Source organism: Streptomyces diversicolor (assembly GCF_057537855.1).
In genome coordinates this window covers 148,144-166,364 of record NZ_BAAJXA010000010.1, presented here as the reverse complement: position 1 = coordinate 166,364, position 18,221 = coordinate 148,144, and the positions used below count along the sequence as shown (strand labels likewise).

General features: G+C 74.5%; 16 protein-coding genes and 1 pseudogene. 10 read left to right on the top strand and 7 right to left on the bottom strand.

The window, feature by feature from the left end:
• Positions 1–73: 73 nt before the first annotated feature.
• The 3 genes from AC27LF_RS14380 to AC27LF_RS14370 form a co-directional block, all read right to left on the bottom strand.
• On the bottom strand, positions 74–244 hold the full coding sequence (locus tag AC27LF_RS14380) for a hydrophobic protein (protein WP_388714519.1): 171 nt from the start codon (positions 242–244) through the stop codon (positions 74–76).
• 42 nt (positions 245–286) lie between these two features.
• Positions 287–1,108, bottom strand: coding sequence for a class I SAM-dependent methyltransferase (locus tag AC27LF_RS14375; protein WP_479659635.1), 822 nt, complete (start codon positions 1,106–1,108; stop codon positions 287–289).
• Positions 1,109–1,209: 101 nt separating this feature from the next.
• A complete protein-coding gene (locus AC27LF_RS14370) occupies positions 1,210–2,736 on the bottom strand; it encodes a bifunctional phosphatase PAP2/diacylglycerol kinase family protein (RefSeq protein ID WP_479659636.1) in 1,527 nt (508 codons plus the stop codon).
• An 88-nt stretch (positions 2,737–2,824) separates the two neighbouring features.
• On the opposite strand from AC27LF_RS14370, the pseudogene AC27LF_RS14365 reads away from it, so the two are divergent.
• The 3 genes and pseudogenes from AC27LF_RS14365 to AC27LF_RS14355 all read left to right on the top strand — a co-directional run.
• Positions 2,825–3,463, top strand: a pseudogene (locus AC27LF_RS14365) (histidine phosphatase family protein); the annotation flags it as partial.
• Between the two features lie 243 nt (positions 3,464–3,706).
• The gene (locus AC27LF_RS14360) at positions 3,707–5,326 is read left to right on the top strand and encodes an ABC-F family ATP-binding cassette domain-containing protein (RefSeq protein ID WP_479659637.1); all 1,620 of its coding nucleotides are present in this window, start codon (positions 3,707–3,709) and stop codon (positions 5,324–5,326) included.
• A 176-nt stretch (positions 5,327–5,502) separates the two neighbouring features.
• Entirely contained in the window at positions 5,503–5,760 is a 258-nt protein-coding gene (locus tag AC27LF_RS14355; RefSeq protein WP_388714534.1) for a DUF6158 family protein, read from the top strand.
• Between the two features lie 39 nt (positions 5,761–5,799).
• Here the strand turns inward: AC27LF_RS14355 and AC27LF_RS14350 are convergent, their stop codons facing one another.
• Positions 5,800–6,183, bottom strand: a complete 384-nt coding sequence (locus AC27LF_RS14350) for a DUF2795 domain-containing protein (RefSeq protein WP_479659638.1) — start codon at positions 6,181–6,183, stop codon at positions 5,800–5,802.
• 255 nt (positions 6,184–6,438) lie between these two features.
• Between AC27LF_RS14350 and AC27LF_RS14345 the strand changes: the two genes are divergently transcribed.
• The 3 genes from AC27LF_RS14345 to AC27LF_RS14335 all read left to right on the top strand — a co-directional run bounded on the left by AC27LF_RS14345 (position 6,439) and on the right by AC27LF_RS14335 (position 9,825).
• A complete protein-coding gene (locus tag AC27LF_RS14345; protein ID WP_479659639.1) occupies positions 6,439–7,371 on the top strand; it encodes a hypothetical protein in 933 nt (310 codons plus the stop codon).
• Positions 7,372–7,516: 145 nt separating this feature from the next.
• A complete protein-coding gene (locus AC27LF_RS14340) occupies positions 7,517–8,764 on the top strand; it encodes an aminotransferase class I/II-fold pyridoxal phosphate-dependent enzyme (protein WP_479659655.1) in 1,248 nt (415 codons plus the stop codon).
• Positions 8,761–9,825, top strand: coding sequence for an MBL fold metallo-hydrolase (locus AC27LF_RS14335; protein WP_479659640.1), 1,065 nt, complete (start codon positions 8,761–8,763; stop codon positions 9,823–9,825). The genes AC27LF_RS14340 and AC27LF_RS14335 overlap by 4 nt, the downstream gene beginning before the upstream one ends.
• Positions 9,826–10,364: 539 nt before the next feature.
• Here AC27LF_RS14335 and AC27LF_RS14330 read toward each other — a convergent pair.
• Both AC27LF_RS14330 and AC27LF_RS14325 read right to left on the bottom strand, forming a co-directional pair.
• The gene (locus AC27LF_RS14330) at positions 10,365–11,015 is read right to left on the bottom strand and encodes a DedA family protein (protein WP_479659641.1); all 651 of its coding nucleotides are present in this window, start codon (positions 11,013–11,015) and stop codon (positions 10,365–10,367) included.
• Positions 11,012–11,785: an MBL fold metallo-hydrolase gene (locus AC27LF_RS14325; RefSeq protein WP_479659642.1), complete on the bottom strand. Its 774-nt coding sequence runs from the start codon at positions 11,783–11,785 to the stop codon at positions 11,012–11,014. The genes AC27LF_RS14330 and AC27LF_RS14325 overlap by 4 nt, the downstream gene beginning before the upstream one ends.
• A gap of 84 nt (positions 11,786–11,869) precedes the next feature.
• Here AC27LF_RS14325 and AC27LF_RS14320 point away from each other — a divergent pair, with 84 nt between their 5' ends.
• The 4 genes from AC27LF_RS14320 (at position 11,870) to dnaK (ending at position 17,221) form a co-directional block, all read left to right on the top strand.
• Positions 11,870–12,271, top strand: a complete 402-nt coding sequence (locus AC27LF_RS14320; RefSeq protein ID WP_388714554.1) for a hypothetical protein — start codon at positions 11,870–11,872, stop codon at positions 12,269–12,271.
• A 109-nt stretch (positions 12,272–12,380) separates the two neighbouring features.
• Positions 12,381–14,462: a phage holin family protein gene (locus AC27LF_RS14315; protein ID WP_479659643.1), complete on the top strand. Its 2,082-nt coding sequence runs from the start codon at positions 12,381–12,383 to the stop codon at positions 14,460–14,462.
• Between the two features lie 322 nt (positions 14,463–14,784).
• Entirely contained in the window at positions 14,785–15,210 is a 426-nt protein-coding gene (locus AC27LF_RS14310) for an OsmC family protein (protein ID WP_479659644.1), read from the top strand.
• A 139-nt stretch (positions 15,211–15,349) separates the two neighbouring features.
• On the top strand, positions 15,350–17,221 hold the full coding sequence (gene dnaK, locus AC27LF_RS14305; RefSeq protein WP_479659645.1) for a molecular chaperone DnaK: 1,872 nt from the start codon (positions 15,350–15,352) through the stop codon (positions 17,219–17,221).
• Positions 17,222–17,317: 96 nt separating this feature from the next.
• Here the strand turns inward: dnaK and AC27LF_RS14300 are convergent, their stop codons facing one another.
• On the bottom strand, positions 17,318–18,178 hold the full coding sequence (locus tag AC27LF_RS14300; RefSeq protein WP_479659646.1) for a helix-turn-helix domain-containing protein: 861 nt from the start codon (positions 18,176–18,178) through the stop codon (positions 17,318–17,320).
• Positions 18,179–18,221 lie beyond the last annotated feature (43 nt).

The following is an 18,221-nucleotide window of genomic DNA, read 5'->3' as shown; positions in this document are numbered from 1 at the left end:
TGAGCCCCGGCCCCCGGCATTTCCGCGGCATTTCCGCGCGGCGTTCTCGTCGGCGGCATGCGACCACCGGAATTCACCATCGATACCAGCGGCCCCGGCCTCCCGCCGTGGTGGTGCCGCGGACCAGGAAACCCAACAGCCAGACGACCAGCACCGCCAGGGCGATCCACCAGAGCAGTTTCACCGCGAATCCGGCGCCGAAAAGGATCAGGGCCAGGAGCAGGACGAGCAGAATGGGAACCATAATTCGAACCTCCTGCATTCCGGGTTTCCCGAAATCCGCCGTTCAGGCTTCCTTGCGGCAGAGGATTTCCGCGTGCAGCGCCGTGAACCAGCCGTCCTCGCGCTCGCCCCACTCCCGCCACGCCGCGGCCACGGCGCGCAGTTGGGCCTCGGTCGCGTGCCCGCCCCGGACGGCCCGCTCCGCGTACGCCGAGGCGACGGTCCGATCCGCCCACAGCCCGCTCCACCACGCCCGCTCCTGCGGCGTGCTGAACGTCCACGTGGCGGAGGTGGCCGTGATGTCGCGCAGTCCCGCGGCCAGCGCCCACGACTTCAGGCGCCGCCCGGCGTCCGGCTCGCCGCCGTTGGCGCGGGCCACCCGGCGGTACAGGTCCAGCCAGTCGTCCAGGCCCGGCAGCGCGGGATACCAGGTCATCGCCGCGTAGTCCGAGTCGCGGACGGCGATGAACCCGCCGGGCGCGGTGACCCGGTGCATCTCGCGCAGCGCCCGCACCGGGTCACCGACGTGCTGGAGCACCTGGTGGGCGTGGACCACGCAGAACGTGTCGTCCGGATAATCCAGCGCGTGGACGTCGGCCACCGCGAAGTCGACGTTGGCAAGGCCGCGTTCGGCGGCCGTGGCCCGGGCCAGGTCCAGTACCTCAGGCGCCCGGTCGACGCCGGTGACATGCCCGTCGGGGACCAGTGCGGCCAGGTCGGCGGTGATCGTGCCCGGGCCGCAGCCGATGTCCAGGATCTTCATATGGGGCTTGATCGAACCGAGCAGATAGGCCGCGGAGTTGGCCGCGGTCCGCCAGGTGTGCGAACGCAGCACCGACTCGTGGTGCCCATGGGTGTAGACGGCGGTCTCCCGCGGTTTCGGCATGGCTCTGCCCCTTCGCGTCGTCGCTCCGTACCGGCGCACCGGAGCCCGGTCCGCGGTACGCATCACCGTACGCGCACCAACCGAATGATGAGACCCACGTTTCACCATACGGACGACGTGGGCGGGCGGGACGAGCGGCGCCGGCGCGCCGGACGGTAGACGGCCAGCGCCCGCGGCACCTTCTCCACCGTCAGCCCGCCCCGCACCTCGGTCACCTCGCCGTCGTAGGCGAGCAGCGTGCCCGGCATGACCCCGCCCACCCGCAGCCGGCCGGCCTTCACCGCGGTGTGGGCCGAGGAGCGGGTCAGCGGACCGGCGAGGGCGGCGGTGAGCAGCCGCAGGGCGGGCAGCCGGCCACCCGGCACCACACGGACGTCGAGCAGCCCGTCCGCCAGGTCCAGCCGGCGCCCTGACGCCAGCCCCCTGCGGTGGTACAGGCAGTTCCCCGCGAACAACAGCCACAACGGGCGCCTGCGCCCGCCGACCTCGGCCGTCACCGGATGCCGGTCGGCGCGCAGCACCCGCACGGCCGCGAGCAGCCCGGCCGGCCAGCCGCCGATCCGGTGCGACCAGCGGTCCCGCTCCCGCACCAGCTCCGGATAGACGCCGAGGCTCAGCGTGTTGAGGAAGATGCCGGCCCGCTCGCCCGCGGTGAACCGGCCCACGTCCACCCGCACCGCCTCGCCCCGCCGGACCGCCCCGGCGAGGTCCCGCACGTCCTCCACGCCCAGGTCGTAGGCGAAGTGGTTGAGCGTCCCGCCCGGCAGCACCGCCAGCGGCAGACCGTGCCGCAGGGCCGCGGTGGCTGCCGCGTTCACGGTGCCGTCGCCGCCGCACACCCCGAGCACCCGTGCGCGCGCCGCCGCCTTCGCCAACTCCTCCTCGATGTCCGCCGGTTCGCACACCACGAGGTCCGCAAGCGGCAGCGCGTCGCGCAGCGCGCGCACCCGGTCGGCGGTGCCCGCCCCGGCGTTGGCGACCAGCACCAGGCCGTCCCCCTCCGGGAGCGCCGGAACCTCGGCACGCGGCCGGGCGTGCGGGGTGAGCTGGGCCCGGGTCGGCACCAGCCCCCGTACGGCGAACGCGGCCCCGGCGCCGAGCACGGCACCGGCGAGGACGTCGCTCGGGAAGTGGACGCCGGTGTAGACCCGGGAGGCGGCGACCGAGAACGCCAGCGGGGCGACGGCGGCGCCCCAGGCCGGGGACTCCAGGGCGACACCGGCCGCGAAGGCGGCGGCCGACGCCGCGTGGCCGGACGGGAACGACGTGGTGATCGGCTGCCGGTTCAGCCGCCGCACCAGCGGGACCGGGTCCAGAAGCGGACGGGGGCGGCGCACCGAGCGCTTGCCGATCGTGTTGATGACCAGCGAGGCAAGGCCCAGCGAGGCGATGCCGCGGACGGCGGCCCGCCGGGCACGCGGGGTGCGGCTCGCCGCCACGGCAGCCGCCGTCGCGCACCACAGCACCCCGTGGTTCGCGCTCCGGCTCAGCCGCGGCAGTATCCGCTCGGCACCCGGCCAGTGCCACTGGGCGGCGGACTCGAACAGCCGGCGGTCGAGGTCGAGCAACCACGCCCGCACGGCGCTGCTGCCCGGTCCGGCAGCGGTGAGGTCGACATCTGGGCTCATGCGGGTGCGGGTACCCTGAAGCGGTCGTTTTCTGCCCGCCGGCGGGGCGATCGGGGGATCGGCCGAGAGGAAGCGAGAGGAACACCGCATGCGTCTGCTCCTGGTCCGTCACGGCCAGACCCCCTCGAACGTCGGGGGACTGCTCGACACCGCCGTGCCGGGTCCGGGGCTCACCCCGCTCGGGCAGCGACAGGCCGCCGCCCTGCCCGAAGCGCTCGCCGACGAGGACATCGAGGCCGTCTACGCCTCCACCCTGGTGCGCACCCAGCTGACGGCCGCCCCGCTGGCCGCCGCCCGCGGCCTCGACGTCCGGGTCCGCGACGGCATCCGCGAGCTGGCCGCCGGCGACCTGGAGATGCTGCCCGGCGACAGCGACCGGGGCCAGGAGTACATGACCACGGTGTTCGCCTGGGCGGGCGGCGACACGGGGCTGCGCATGCCCGGTGCGGAGACCGGCGCCGAGGCGCTGGCCCGGTTCGACGCGGTGGTCGCGGAGGCCGCCGCCGACGGCGCCGCGACGGTCGTCATGGTCAGCCACGGCGCCGCGATCCGCATGTGGACCGCGGCCCGCGCGCACAACGTGGACGTGCCCTTCGTCGCCGCCCACCCGCTGGAGAACACCGGTGTGGTGGCCCTGGAGGGCTCCCCGGCCGACGGCTGGAAGGCGCTGTCCTGGGAGGGCGCGCTGGTGCTGCCCGCCGGAGCGAGCGGGCCGACCGGCCGGCCGCGACCGGTGCCACCCGGAGCCGCCGAGCCCTCCGGCCCGGCGCCGACCGGGGCCGTGGAGCAGGCTGGGGGCGCCGGGCTGTCTGGGCTGGTGCCGACCGGGGCCGCGGAGCAGGCTGGGGCCGACGAGCAGGATGGGGCCGGCGGGCCGGACGGGGGCGCCGAGTCGGGCGGCCCGGACGACAGGGGCGCCGCCCGATAAGGGTTTGCCGCAGGTCCGGGGCGCCCCGCAGAATTCCTCCCCATGGGACACCTGGAAGCCGCGCACCTCGAATACCACCTCCCCGACGGGAGGACGCTGCTCGGCGACGTGTCCTTCCGGGTCGGCGAGGGCGCCGTCGTCGCCCTGGTCGGCCCCAACGGCGCGGGCAAGACCACCCTGCTCCGGCTGATCTCCGGCGAGCTGAAACCGCACGCGGGCACCGTCACGGTGACCGGCGGCCTCGGCGTGATGCGCCAGTTCGTGGGGTCCGTACGGGACGAGACGACCGTACGCGACCTGCTGGTGTCCGTCGCCCCGCCGCGCATCCGCGAGACGGCGCGCGCCGTCGACGCGGCCGAGCACGCGCTCATGACCGTCGACGACGAGGCCGCCCAGCTCCAGTACGCGCAGGCACTCGCCGACTGGGCCGAGGCGCGTGGCTACGAGGCCGAGACGCTGTGGGACATGTGCACCACGGCCGCCCTCGGTGTGCCCTACGAACGCGCCCAGTGGCGGCAGGTGCGCACCCTCTCCGGAGGCGAGCAGAAACGGCTCGTGCTGGAGGCGCTGCTGCGCGGCACCGACGAGGTGCTGCTGCTCGACGAGCCCGACAACTACCTCGACGTGCCCGGCAAGCGCTGGCTGGAGGAGAGACTGCGGGAGACCCGCAAGACGGTCCTGTTCGTCTCCCACGACCGCGAACTCCTCGCCCGCTCCGCCGAGAAGATCGTCTCCGTCGAACCCGGCCCGGCGGGCGCCGACGCCTGGGTGCACGGCGGCGGCTTCGCCACCTACCACGAGGCACGGCGCGAACGCTTCGCCCGCTTCGAAGAGTTGCGCAGACGCTGGGACGAGAAGCACGCACAGCTGAAGAAACTCGTGCTGAACCTGAGGCAGGCGGCCAGCATCAGCCATGAGTTGGCCTCCCGCTACCAGGCGGCCCAGACCCGGCTGCGCAAGTTCGAGGAGGCCGGGCCGCCGCCCGAGCCGCCGCGCGAGCAGGACATCCGGATGCGGCTGAAGGGCGGCCGTACCGGCGTGCGGGCCGTGACCTGCGCGGGGCTTGAGCTGACCGGCCTGATGCACCCCTTCGACCTGGAGGTCTTCTACGGCGAACGGGTCGCCGTGCTCGGCTCCAACGGTTCCGGCAAGTCGCACTTCCTGCGCCTGCTCGCCGGCGACGAGGTGGCGCACACCGGGGCGTGGAAGCTGGGCGCACGGGTGGTGCCCGGACACTTCGCCCAGACCCACGCGCATCCCGAGCTGGCCGGCCGCACCCTGCTGGACATCCTGTGGAAGGAACACTCCCAGGACCGGGGCGCCGCCATGTCACGGCTGCGCCGCTACGAGCTGACGCACCAGGCCGAGCAGTCCTTCGACCGGCTCTCCGGCGGCCAGCAGGCCCGGTTCCAGATCCTGCTGCTGGAACTGGCCGGTGCCACCGCGCTGCTGCTGGACGAGCCCACCGACAACCTCGACCTGGAGTCGGCCGAGGCGCTCCAGGAGGGCCTGGAGTCCTTCGAGGGCACCGTCCTGGCGGTCACCCACGACCGCTGGTTCGCCCGCTCCTTCGACCGCTACCTGGTGTTCGGCAGCGACGGCCGGGTACGCGAGACACAGGAGCCGGTCTGGGACGAGCGACGGGTGGAGCGGGCACGCTGAGGGCTCCGCCGGTTCGACAGCGTCCCGAAGGGGCGCGGGGAACTGCGCGACCAGCCACGACGGTGTCGCAGACGACCGACGGCATCTCGCTGCGTTTCCAGCGGAGCGTGTAGCGGCCCGGCCGGATGTTCGTACAGTGGATTCAGGAACGTGAGACACGACGAGCGGGGCACACCATGACCGGAGTCGACGCGGACCGTCTGGACGACCAGCAGCTCATGAAGGAACTGGAGACGATCCACCGCACGCGCCACGACACGCTGCTGTACGGATCGAACGACGCGTTGCGCGCCCACAACGAGCGCATGGCGCAACTTGAGGGCGAGTATCTGCGCCGCAACCCGCGCCGGCTCATCGCCGCGGGCCGCACCCGTGAGGGCGCGCGCGAGCGGGGCTGCGGGGGCACGGTGACCCCCGGCACCCCCGCCACCTGAGCGGCGCGGCGCGCACCGCTCGCGGCGGGTGACGACGCGTCAGCGCCGTTCGCCGGTCAGTGCCTCGGCCAGCTCCTGGACGTTGGCGTACCGTGCCGAACGCGGCAGCCGCCGTACCGCCTCGATCAGGTCGTCGGGCGCACGCCCGTGACGCAGGGCGTTCGACAGCTCGCGCGGGCCGGCCGGGAACATGCCGCGCCCGAGGAGCCGGGCCAGTTCCAGCCGCACCGACTCCAGCGACGTCCCGCGGCTCCTTCCCGGCACCACGGGGCCGCGCCAGATCTGCGGGTCGTCCTCGGCGGTGGGCTCCGGGTCGTACCACTCCTCGCTGCGGGTGGGGTGCCCGGACCTGAGCAGGCCCTTCAGCTCGTGCTTCATCTCGTCGTCCCGGTGGACGTTGAGACGGTCGCTGCCTCGCTGCATGTCTCCCTCCAGATCTTTCAAGGGGTGCGCACCGCGTACCCGGCCAGGGGCGGCCGACACACGGTTTCGGGGGCGAACCGGGCGCCGGCCGGCGGGGTCACCCGCCCGGCGGTCCGCGTCCCGCTAATGGGGTCCGGCCGCGCGCGGGGCACCGCCCGGCGGGCTGTGATGGCTGTGGGGGCACGACCGTCGTGCTCCGCCCGCCGGGAGCCGGCCGCCGTGCTCCCGCAGCCGTCGCTTCCAAGGAGCCCGCTCATGCGCCGCACCGCCCGCGTCCTCGCCGTGGCCGCCCTGACCGGCTTCGCCGCGGGCACTCCCTCGGCCGCGTCCGCGGCTCCCGCCGCCCGGGTCGCTCCGGGGCCCGTCGGGCCCGGCGGCACGGTCACCGTGTCGGTGCCGTGCCCCGAGGCCACCGGCGGGACCGCCCCGGACCTCCTCGACAGGCCGGGCACCCGGGACAGCGCGCCCATCACGACGGGATCGCGCACCCTGGCCGGTCCGTACGAGCCGGGGGCGCCCCGCGCGGACTGCCCGGACGGGAGCGGCGCGCGGGAGCGGGTGCCCGGCCTGCCACGGGAGGGCGAGGCCCGCCCCGAGCGGACCGGAGAGGCCACCGGCAGGGACCGGACCGGCACGGACGGGACCGGCAGCGGTGTCACGGGGGGCAACGAGGCCGGCGTCCCCGACGCCGGGATTCCCGACGCCGGGGTCCCGGACGCCGGGGTCCCCGGCACGGACCGGCCCGAGGCGCGCGGCACGGACACGCCCTACACGGACCCGCTGCGTACGGACCCGCCCTACCGGGACACGCCCGGCACGGACGGACACGGCACGGACACACATGGGGGCGACACCCACGCCGCCGACCCTCCCGACGCCGGCGCACACGACGGCACGACTCATGACGGCACGACTCACGACGGCACGACGCACGACGGCACGACCCACGACGGCGGCACGCACGCGTGCGGGGCCGCCGAGCCGTGCGCCGACGGGCGTACCTGCACCGAACCGCGGGGAGGCTCCCCCTGCGAACCGGCCGACGCCCAGCACGGCGTGGACGCGGGGGAAGGGGGTGCCTTCACCGATTCCGTGCCCGCCCTGGTCGCCGGCGCCGTGCTGATCGCGGGCGCGTTCGGCGCCGCCGCGCACCGGCTGTGGCGCCGCCGCACCGACCCGGACGGCTGACGCGCCGCGCGAACCCGCAGACTCGACGCGGACATGACAGGGAAGGCGGGGTAGAAGGAGGCGAGCGGCAGGGCACGCCGGAAAGGAGCACGGACCGGACCGCATGCGGACACCACACGGCACCACGGACTGCGGGGAGGCGGAGATGCGGCGGACGGACCCCGAGGGCCACGGCCCCGTCCGGTACGGGCCGGCCCTGCCGGGCGACGGGCTGACCGTCCTGCCCGCGCTCGCCGACGTGCTCGCCGCCCACGCCCGCCACGCCGGGGCAGAGCCGGTCGGCGGGGCGCCCGCGCTCCTCGACGCGGCCGACGGCTACTGGGCGCGGCGCGGGCTGCCGGCCGGCCGCGACCGCGTCGCCGCCGCGCCCGGGGCGCCGTCCCTGCTGCTCGCGCTGACCGCCGCGCTCGGCGGCGACGTGCTGGTGCCGCGGCCGTGCGCCGCCTGGTGGGCGCCGTACGCGCGCCTGCTGGGCCGGCCCGCGTTCCATGTGGCGACGCCGGCCGAGTGCGGCGGCGTGCCGGACTCGGCCGCCCTGATGGAGACGGTCCGCCGGGTTCGTGCCGAGGGCGGGGAACCCCGGCTGCTCGTGCTCTCCGTCGCCGACGACCCGACCGCCACCGTCGCCCCGCCCGAACTGGTGCATGAGGCGGTCGAGGCGGCACAGGGCGAGGGGCTGCACCTGATCAGCGACGAGACCTGGCGCGACACGCTGCACGGCCCGCACGAGACCGTGCTGCTCAGCCCGGCCGAGATGGTGCCGGACCGGGTCACCGTCGTCACCGACCTGGCGGGCGCCCTGCTGCCGCCGGGCTGGCCCGCCGCCGTCGCCCGCTTCCCGGACGGCCCGGCGGGGCGGGCACTGCACGCGCGCGTGCTCGATGTGCTCACCGCGCTCGGCGCCACCGTCGCCGGCCCGGTCGCGGCCGCCGCGGCGTACGCGCTCGACGAGCCGGAGCCGGTCGCCGTACGCCGCGGCGCCGCCGTACGCCTGCACGCGCGCGTGGCCGCCGCCGCGCACGCCGCCGTGGTCGCGGCGGGCGCCGTGGCCCGCCCGCCGCAGGCCGGCCGTCACCTGTACGTCGACCTCGGGCCGCTGCGCCGCGCGCTGGGCGCGCACGGTGTCGGCGACGCACAGGAACTGGAGGACTTCCTCACCGCCCGGCTCGGCATGCCCGCGCCCGGCGGCCACCGGTTCGGCGACGACCTCCAGGCGCTGCGGGTGCGGCTGTCCACCGGGCCGCTGCTGGACGGCACGGACGAGGAACGCACGGAATGCCTCACCTCACCCGCGCCGTTGGAACTGCCACACGTGCAACGCGCGTTGATCTCCTTGAAGTCGGTCTTCGACGATCTTCGCGACGACGCTCAGCGATGGGAGCCTCCTCGATGACGCAGCAGACGCCGCAATCCGGGTCAGCCCTGACGACCACGACGATCAGGAAGGCCGGCGCCACCGCGCCGGCCGCCTTCGCGCCTCCGTTCCCGCCGCTCGCCGAACCCCGCCCGCTGGGCGAACACCGGATCTGGCCCCGCACCTTCCACGACCGGCTCACCGCGCCCCTGCCCGGACTCAAGGCCCTCGCCCGCTTCGCCCGCGAGGGCTCCGTACGGCCCGCGCCCGACGGCCTGAAGGACATCCCGCGGCTGCCCTACGAACCGGGCCCGCTGCCCCGCGTCGACGCCCGTACGGTCGCCGTCAGCTGGGCGGGGCACGCCAGTTGGGTGGTCCGGATCGGCGGCCTGACCGTCCTCACCGACCCGGTGTGGTCCCGCCGCATCCTCGGTACCCCGGCCCGCATCACCCCGGTCGGCGTCGACTGGCACGCGCTGCCGCGGGTCGACGCCGTGGTGATCAGTCACAACCACTACGACCACCTGGACGCCCCGACGCTGCGTCGACTCCCGCGTACGACCCCCGTGTTCGTGCCCGCGGGGCTCGGCCGCTGGTTCCGGCGCCGCCGGTTCACCACGGTGACCGAGCTGGACTGGTGGGAGGCGGCGGAACTGTCCGGTGTCCGCTTCGACTTCGTGCCCGCCCACCACTGGTCCAAGCGCCGCCTCACCGACACGTGCCGCAGCCTGTGGGGCGGCTGGGTGCTCACCGACCCCGACGGACAGCGGGTCTACTTCGCGGGCGACACCGGCTACGGCCACTGGTTCTCCCGGATCGGCCGCCGCTACCCGGGCATCGACCTCGCCCTGCTCCCCATCGGCGCCTACGACCCGCGCTGGTGGCTCAGCGACGTGCACTGCGACCCGGAGGAGGCGGTGCGCGCGGCCCAGGACCTGGGCGCCCGCCGCATGGCCCCCATGCACTGGGGCACGTTCGTGCTCTCCGCCGAGCCCGTCCTCGAACCGCTCACCCGGGTACGCGCGAAGTGGCGACAGGCGGGCCTGGCCCCCGACGACCTGTGGGACCTCCCGGTAGGCGGCTCCCGGGTACTCACCTGAACCCACGGCCGCGGGACCGCGCGGCGCGGGGCCGGTGCGCGGGGGCGCAGCATGGGGCCGGGCATGGGAATGGGGCGGCGTGGGCCCGGGACGCGGGGCGGGTGCGCGGCGCGTGGAAGGTGCCCGTGGTGCGTCGTCCCGTGTCCGCGGGGGCGCACGGTACGGCGGGGTAAGGGCGCGGCACGACGGAGGGGCGGGGCACGGGGACCGTGCGCGACGCGGCGCGGGGGAGGGACGGGGCGCGGCGTGCCGGGGGGATGGGGCGCGGCACGGCTGAGGGATGGGGCACGGCGCGGCGGGGCGGCGGGGCGGGGGGAGATGTCCGTGATGCGCTGCCCCCGTCCTCGGCGGCACCGTGGCCGGTCGCTCTCCAAGTTCCGGGCGTCACCCGGAGGGGGCAGCCCCGCAGCGGGCCATCTGCCGACGGCCGCGGCGCCCCCTCGTGGTGCTGCCGGACGGCGACGGCCCTCGTCCGGCCTGCCCGAGGTGCTGTCGCGGGGCCGCGGAGTGCGACCACGGCGCCCGGGGTCTCGGGTGGATCAGACGGGGCCGTGGGTGTCCGCCCGGGTGCCGGCCGTTCCGCGTACCCGGCGCCACACGCCCGGGGCCGCGCTGAGCGCCACGGTCAGCGCGACCGCCGCGACCACGCCCTCCCAGGGCTCGCTGAACAGCGAGCCGCCCAGGATGCCGATCAGCTGGTACGTCACCGCCCAGGCGAGACAGGCCGGCGCATTGCCACGGGCGAAGCGGCGCAGCGGCCACCGCGCCATCAGACAGGCCAGCATCACCGGTATGCGGCCCGCCGGCACCAGCCGGGACAGCACGAGCACCGTCACCCCGTGGTCGGCCAGCTTCTCCTGCGCCTGGGCCAGCCGGTCCTCGGGGGCCCGCGCCCGGATCGCCTCCAGCCAGCGCGAACCGTTCTTCGAACCCATCCCGCGCCGCCCCAGCCAGTACAGCGCCACGTCCCCGAGGTACGCGGCCAGCGACGCCGTCGCGAACACCAGCGCCAGCGCGAACGGCGCCGTCTGGTGGAAGGCCACCACGGCCGCCGAACTCACCAGCGCCCCGGTCGGCACCACCGGCACCAGGGCGCCGATCAGCACCAGCAGGAACAGCGTCGGATAGCCGATCGCCTGCTGGGTGGACTCCGGCGGCACGTTCGTCGTCGCGGCGGCAAGCCAGCTCACCTCGCGACCTCCAGCCGTACGCTCTCCCCGTGCCCCAGCTTGTGCACCGCAACCCCGGGCGCGGCCTCGGCCGCGAGGCGCACGAACTCGTCGCCCGGCGCATGGAACTCATGGGGGCGCACGGCGTCCATGCCGATCGGCCAGTACGTCCCGTAGTGCACCGGCACCGCGCTGCGCGGGGCGAGACCGGCCAGCGCCCGCGCGGCCCGCGCGGCGTCCAGATGCCCCTCGCCGAGGTGCGGCCCCCAGCCGCCCACCGGCAGCAGGGCCATGTCCACGGGGCCGACCTCCTCGGCCATCGAGTCGAACAGCCCGGTGTCCCCGGCGAAGTAGGTACGGGCCTCGCCCTCGACGACGTAGCCGAGCGCGGGCGAGCGGTGCGGGCCGACCGGCAGCCGCCGCCCGTCGTGCCGTGCGGACACCGCGCGTACGACGAGGCCGCCGGCCGCGATCTCGTCACCGGGCGCCACCTCGGTGACCCGCAGCCCGCCGAGCCTGCGCAGTCCGGGGACCGCGCGGGGCGCGCCGCGCGGCACGAGCACAAGCGTGCCCGGGGCGAGCCGGGCCAGCGAGGCGAGATGCAGATGGTCGGCGTGCAGATGCGAGACGAGCACCACGTCCGCGCGGTGGGCGCCCGGCGGCGGCAGTGCGCCCCGGCGGCGCCGCAGATGCGCGAGCCGTCGCGCGAAGAGAGGGTCGGTGAGCACACGGGTGTTCGAATCCTCGATCGTGCAGGTGGCGTGACCCCACCAGGTGACCTCCACCGGCACCTTCTTCGCCTCCTTCGTGCGACTCCCCGAAGCCTACGGGCAGGAGTAGGGTCGGCGGGGAAACCCGGAGGTGAGGGGGGCTCCATGGGACCGGTTCGGGTCACGGCGATCGCGAGTCTGACGCCGCTGGAGGAACTGGAGGAGGATCCCTTCCTCGTGGACTCCCGCGGCCAGCACGCGATGTGCGCGCGCTGGGCCGCCGAGCACGGGTACGTCGTCGCCAGGGAACTGCTGGTACGCGGGCTCAGACCGGACCACGAGGTGCTGTGGGACGGGGTGCGGCCCGGTGTGGACGTGTTCGTGGCGCCGAGCCGCCGGGTCCTGGAGAGCGCCCTGTCCTCGGTCGAGCAGTTCACCGCGGAGTGCGCGCGGCGCGGGGTGCGCGTGGAGACCGTGGGCCGGGCCGAACCGCGCTACGACGCGCAGATGAAGGCTCGGGTGCACCGCCGGCTGTCCATGCCCACCGCCGGGTACGACGGGGGGTGACCGCCGCGTCACGCCGGACCCGGCCGCACACCGCACACACCTGCCGTATGACAAGGTGGGGCGGAAAGGCCCGCGCCGGCGACGGGCCGGGACGTGAGGTGTACGGGGAGTGCGTGGCGGGCAGTGGCGGCGGATAGCCAGTCAGGTCGGGCGGAGCGTCACGGTGTGGGCGGTCTCCACGCTCACCATGCTGGTGCTCGCCGGGATCCTGCCCGACTTCCAGCTCCAGTCGGCCGACGGCGACAGCGCCACCCGCATCGCCATCACCGCCGCGCTCGGCGCGGGCGCCTTCGGCGTGCTGTCCGCGGTCGTCTGGCCCGTCCTCGTCCGGCTGCTGCTGCTCGTGCCCGCGCTCGTGCTCGGGCTGCTCGTCTTCTTCCTCAACGGTTCGCTGCTCCTGGTCGCGCTGCGCATCAACCCCACCGGCCGGGGCGCGGTGGCCCCCGAGACCGCCGTCATCGTGGCCGCCGTGATGTCCGCCGTCGCCTCCGCCACCGGAGCCGCGCTGGCCGTCCGGGACGACGACGCCTACCGGCGCCGCCTCTACCGGCTCGCCGACCGCCGCCGCCGCTCCCGACCGCCGTGCGCGGCGAGTCCCGGCACCGTCTTCGTGCAACTCGACGGCGTCGGCCACGACGTGCTCACCGAGGCCGTGGGCAGCGGGCTGATGCCGACCGTCGGCCGCTGGCTCGGCGCGGGCGACGGCCGGGTCCCCACCCACCGGCTCACCCCCTGGCACACCGACTGGTCGAGCCAGACCGGCGCCAGCCAGCTCGGCATCCTGCACGGCAGCACCTTCGACGTGCCCGCCTTCCGCTGGTACGAGAAGGACCAGCGTGAGGTGGTGGTCTGCAACCGGCCGACCAGCGCCGCCGAACTCCAGCGCCGCGCCGTCGAACGCACCGGCGACCGCGGACTGCTCGGCGCGGACGGCGCGAGCCGCGGCAACCTGTTCAGCGGCGGCGCCGACGAACAGGCCCTGGTGCTGTCCATCGCGGCCCGCCGCCGCGGCCGGGAGAACCGCTCCCGGGCCGGCTACTTCGCCTACTTCTCCGACCCCGCCAACGCCGTGCGCACCGCGCTGTCCTTCTGCGCGGAGGTCGGCCGTGAGATCGGCCAGTCCACCCGGGCCCGGATCCGCAAGCAGCGGCCACGCGTGGGGCGCGGCGGGCTCTACCCGTTCGTGCGCGCCTTCGCGACCGTGGTCGAGCGGGACGTCGTGGTCGCCGCGGTGGTGGGCGACATGCTCGTCGGCCGCACCGCCGTCTACGCCGACCTGGTCGCCTACGACGAGGTGGCCCACCACTCCGGGCCGCACAACCAGGACGCGGCGAAGGTGCTGCACCGCCTGGACCGCTCGCTCGCGCTGATCGAGAAGGTCGCCGAGCACGCGCCGCGCCCCTACCGGATCGTCGTCCTGTCCGACCACGGTCAGAGCCCCGGCGAGACCTTCCGCGCCCGCTACGGCCTCACCCTCGGCGATCTGGTCCGGGCCGGGAGCGGGCTGCCCGTCTCGCGCCGCGCGGAACGAACCCACAGCGGCGCGGAGGCGCGCGCGGCCGTGCGCGCGGCCCTGCGCCGCCCGGTCGAGGAGGGCGGCGAGCGGCACCGGCCCGCGCGGCGCCGCTGCGAACCGATCGTGCTCGCCTCCGGCAACCTCGGCCTTGTCTCCTTCCCGGACGTGCCGCACCGCATGACCAAGGAGGAGATCGACGCCCGCCACCCCGCCCTGCTCGGCACGCTCGCCAACCACCCGGGCATCGGCTTCCTGCTGGTGCGCAGCGCGGAGCACGGCGGGGTGGTCCTCGGCGCGTACGGTGCGCAGATCCCGCTCGACCGGCTCGACGAGGAGCCGGGACCGCTCGCCCGGTTCGGGCCCGGCGCCGCGGACGCCGTGCGCCGCACCCACTCCTTTCCGCACACCGCCGACATCATGGTCAACTCCGCGTACGATCCGGCCGACGGTGAAGTCCTCGCCTTCGAGGAGCAGATCGGCTCGCACGGCGGGCTCGGCGGCGCCCAGGCCCTTCCGTTCCTGCTGTCGCCCCTCGCGCTGTCCGCACCGGCCGACGACGGCCGCCCCCTGATCGGCGCGGAACGCCTCCACCAGGTACTGCGCCGCTGGCTGCACGAGTCCGGCGGCCCCCAGATCCCCCTGCCCACGGCGGAGTCCGACCGAAAGGCCGCCTGACCCCACGCTCCACCGGAACACCGGCCCCGCCCGCCCTCACGCCGGACCCACCCGCCGGGCGCGCTGCGCAAGCCCCTCGCCCACGACCGGCGCGGGGCGCGCGCCCTCCCAGCGGCGACCATCACCGACCGGGCTCGGCGGCTTCGCGTGCCCCGCGAGCCGGACGGCCCCGACCGCGGACGTCGGCCGGTGTTCATCTCGGGTGGCAGGGTCTTCGAGGTACGTCGGGCGTGAATGTGATCGGATGGGGTTCGGAACTCTCCCCCGGCACGGGCCGGGAAGGGGGCGCCCCTCACCAGGACCACACGCGAAAGGAACAACCGTGGCTACCACGCGCACCGCACACACCGTCTGGGAAGGCAACCTGCTTGAGGGCAACGGCGTCGTCACCTTCGACTCCTCCGGCATCGGCGAGCAGCCGGTGTCGTGGCCGTCGCGGGCCGAGCAGGCGAACGGCAGGACCAGCCCGGAGGAGCTGATCGCCGCCGCCCACTCCAGCTGCTTCTCCATGGCGCTGTCGCACGGCCTGGCCGGCGCCGGCACCCCGCCCACCAAGCTCGTCACCTCGGCCGACGTGACCTTCCAGCCGGGCGAGGGCATCACCGGCATCCACCTGACCGTCGAGGGCACGGTCCCCGGCCTCGACGACGACGCCTTCGTCGCCGCCGCCGAGGACGCCAAGAAGAACTGCCCCGTCAGCCAGGCGCTGACCGGCACGACCATCACGCTGTCGGCGAAGCTCGCCTGAGCCCCGGCGTGCCACGGTGCCGCGTCCCCACCCGGGGGCGCGGCACCGCCCGTTTCCGGGGTACCCGGCATTGACAACAGCCCACTCAAGTTTTGTGCTGGATTCGGGGCACGCCCGGGTGGAGTGGAAGGGGACGGAGATGGCACGCGCGGTCGGAATCGATCTCGGTACGACGAACTCGGTGGTGGCCGTCCTGGAAGGCGGTGAGCCCACCGTCGTGGCCAACGCCGAGGGGGCGAGGACCACACCGTCGGTCGTGGCGTTCGCCAAGAACGGCGAGGTGCTGGTCGGCGAGGTCGCCAAGCGGCAGGCCGTGACGAACGTGGAACGCACCGCGCGCTCCGTGAAGCGGCACATGGGCGACGGGGGCTGGCGCTTCCCGGACAGCGGCTCCGTCGACGGCACCCGCTACCGGGCCCAGGAACTGTCGGCGCGGGTGCTGCAGAAGCTGAAGCGGGACGCCGAGTCCTATCTCGGCGAGGACGTCACGGACGCGGTGATCACCGTGCCCGCGTACTTCGACGACGCACAGCGGCAGGCGACCAAGGAGGCCGGGGAGATCGCCGGCCTGAAGGTGCTGCGGATCATCAACGAGCCGACGGCCGCCGCCCTCGCCTACGGCCTCGACCGCGGCGAGGAGCAGACGGTCCTCGTGTTCGACCTCGGCGGCGGCACCTTCGACGTGTCCCTCCTGGAGATCGGCGACGGCGTCATCGAGGTGAAGGCCACCAACGGGGACACCCACCTCGGCGGCGACGACTGGGACCAGCGGATCGTCGAGTACCTGGTCAAGAAGTTCAAGGCGCAGAACGGCATCGATCTCGCGGCCGACAAGATGGCGCTGCAACGGCTGCGCGAGGGCGCCGAGAAGGCCAAGATCGAGCTGTCGTCCTCGTCGGAGACCAGCATCAATCTGCCGTACATCACGGCGTCCGCCGCGGGCCCGCTGCATCTGGAGGAGAAGCTGACCCGCGCCCAGTTCCAGGAACTCACCGCCGATCTGCTCGACCGCTGCAAGACCCCCTTCCACCAGGCGGTCAAGGACGCCGGGGTGAAGCTCTCCGCCATCCAGCACGTCATCCTGGTCGGCGGCTCCACCCGGATGCCCGCCGTCACGGACCTGGTCAGGGAACTCACCGGCAAGGACCCGCACAAGGGCGTCAACCCCGACGAGGTGGTGGCGGTCGGAGCCGCCCTCCAGGCCGGGGTGATCCGCGGCGACGTCAAGGACGTGCTGCTGCTGGACGTGACCCCGCTGTCGCTCGGCATCGAGACCAAGGGCGGCATCATGACGAAGCTCATCGAACGCAACACGACCATCCCGACGCGCCGTTCGGAGATCTTCACCACGGCCGCCGACAACCAGCCCTCGGTGGGCATCCAGGTCTACCAGGGCGAGCGGGAGATCGCCGCGTACAACAAGAAGCTGGGCGTCTTCGACCTGACCGGGCTGCCGCCGGCGCCGCGCGGAGTGCCGCAGATCGAGGTGGCCTTCGACATCGACGCCAACGGCATCATGCATGTGTCGGCGAAGGACCTGGCCACCGGGCGCGAGCAGAAGATGACCGTGACCGGCGGCTCCGCCCTCCCCAAGGACGACATCGACCGCATGATGCGGGAGGCCGAGCAGTACGCGGAGGAGGACCGCAGGCGCCGCGAGGCCGCCGAGACCCGCAACCAGGCGGAACAACTCGTCTACCAGACGGAGAAGTTCATCCGGGACAACGGGGACCGGGTGCCCGCCGACACCAAGGCGGAGGTGGAGACGGCGACGGCGGAGCTGAAGGCCCTGCTGGAACAGGACGCCGACACGGCCGCGTTGCGTGCCGCGGTGGACAAACTGGCCTCGGTCAGCCAGCGGATGGGCCAGGCGATGTACGCGCAGGCCGGGCAGCAGACCCACACGGAGGGCACGCAGGGCACGGGACGCGCCGGCCCGGCGGACGAGGAGGACGTGGTCGACGCGGAGATCGTCGACGACGAACGCGACGCCAAGGGCGGCGCGGCGTAGCGCTCCGCTGGGTGCGCCGCGATACGCCGTCGGTCGTCTGCGGGGATCGTCGTGGCTGGTCGCGCAGTTCCCCGCGCCCCTTCGGGGCAGACCGGGTCACAGGTTCTCGCGGTACTCCCGCAGGACCTTCTCGGTGCGCTGGGCGGACGCGGCGTGCGCCGTCATGTGGTCGAGGACTTCCAGATGCAGGGAGACCTCCTTGCGGGAGTCCAGGTAGAGGGCCCCGGTCAGATACTCGGTGAACACCATGTCGGGCAGCTCGGGCTCGGCGAACCGGAACAGGGTGAAGGGCGCGTACGTCCCCGGATGCGGGCCTGACGCGAACTCGGCGAGCTGGAGCGTGACCCGGTCCCGGGCGCAGTACTCCAGCAGCTTGTCCAGTTGCTCGCGCATCACCTCGGCGGGCCCCACCGGCCGCAGCAGCGCCGTCTCGTCCATGATCACCCACAGATGGGGAGGGCCGTCCCGCTCCAGCAGCCGCTGCCGGGCCATCCGCAGGGACACATGGCGCTCGATGGTGTCCGGCCCGGTCTCGCCGACCGTCCCGGCCTCCATCACGGCGCGCGCGTACCCCTCGGTCTGCAACAGGCCGGGCACGAAGTGCGGTTCGTAGGAGCGGATGATGCGGGCCGCGCCCTCCAGGCTGACGTACATGCTGAACCAGTCCGGCAGCACGTCGTGGAACCGCTGCCACCAGCCCGGCCGGTTGGCCTCCTCGGCCAGCCGGACGAACGCGGCGGCCTCCTGCTCGGGCACGCCGTACGTGGTGAGGAGCACCTGCACATAGGGGATCTTCAGGGCGACCTCGGCCGTCTCCATCCGCCGCACGGTCGCCGGCGCCACCCGCAGCACCCGGGCGGCCTGGTCCCGGCCGAGACCGGCCGCCTCCCGCAGTTCCTGGAGCCGCTTGCCGAGCACCACCTGGCCCACGGTGGGCGCGGGCCGCCGCTCGCTCACCCCACGTCCTCCCCTGTGCGCCGATATGTGCGAGCAGTGTGCC

Excerpts from the sequence above, each read along its gene's own strand:
- AC27LF_RS14320 (WP_388714554.1), top strand. The coding sequence starts at position 11,870 with ATGGGACCGGTTCGGGTCACGGCGATCGCGAGTCTGACGCCGCTGGAG.
- AC27LF_RS14340 (WP_479659655.1), top strand. The coding sequence starts at position 7,517 with ATGCGGCGGACGGACCCCGAGGGCCACGGCCCCGTCCGGTACGGGCCG.
- AC27LF_RS14360 (WP_479659637.1), top strand. The coding sequence starts at position 3,707 with ATGGGACACCTGGAAGCCGCGCACCTCGAATACCACCTCCCCGACGGG.
- AC27LF_RS14350 (WP_479659638.1), bottom strand. The coding sequence starts at position 6,183 with ATGCAGCGAGGCAGCGACCGTCTCAACGTCCACCGGGACGACGAGATG.
- AC27LF_RS14370 (WP_479659636.1), bottom strand. The coding sequence starts at position 2,736 with ATGAGCCCAGATGTCGACCTCACCGCTGCCGGACCGGGCAGCAGCGCC.
- AC27LF_RS14355 (WP_388714534.1), top strand. The coding sequence starts at position 5,503 with ATGACCGGAGTCGACGCGGACCGTCTGGACGACCAGCAGCTCATGAAG.
- dnaK (WP_479659645.1), top strand. The coding sequence starts at position 15,350 with ATGGCACGCGCGGTCGGAATCGATCTCGGTACGACGAACTCGGTGGTG.
- AC27LF_RS14335 (WP_479659640.1), top strand. The coding sequence starts at position 8,761 with ATGACGCAGCAGACGCCGCAATCCGGGTCAGCCCTGACGACCACGACG.
- AC27LF_RS14380 (WP_388714519.1), bottom strand. The coding sequence starts at position 244 with ATGGTTCCCATTCTGCTCGTCCTGCTCCTGGCCCTGATCCTTTTCGGC.
- AC27LF_RS14345 (WP_479659639.1), top strand. The coding sequence starts at position 6,439 with ATGCGCCGCACCGCCCGCGTCCTCGCCGTGGCCGCCCTGACCGGCTTC.
- AC27LF_RS14375 (WP_479659635.1), bottom strand. The coding sequence starts at position 1,108 with ATGCCGAAACCGCGGGAGACCGCCGTCTACACCCATGGGCACCACGAG.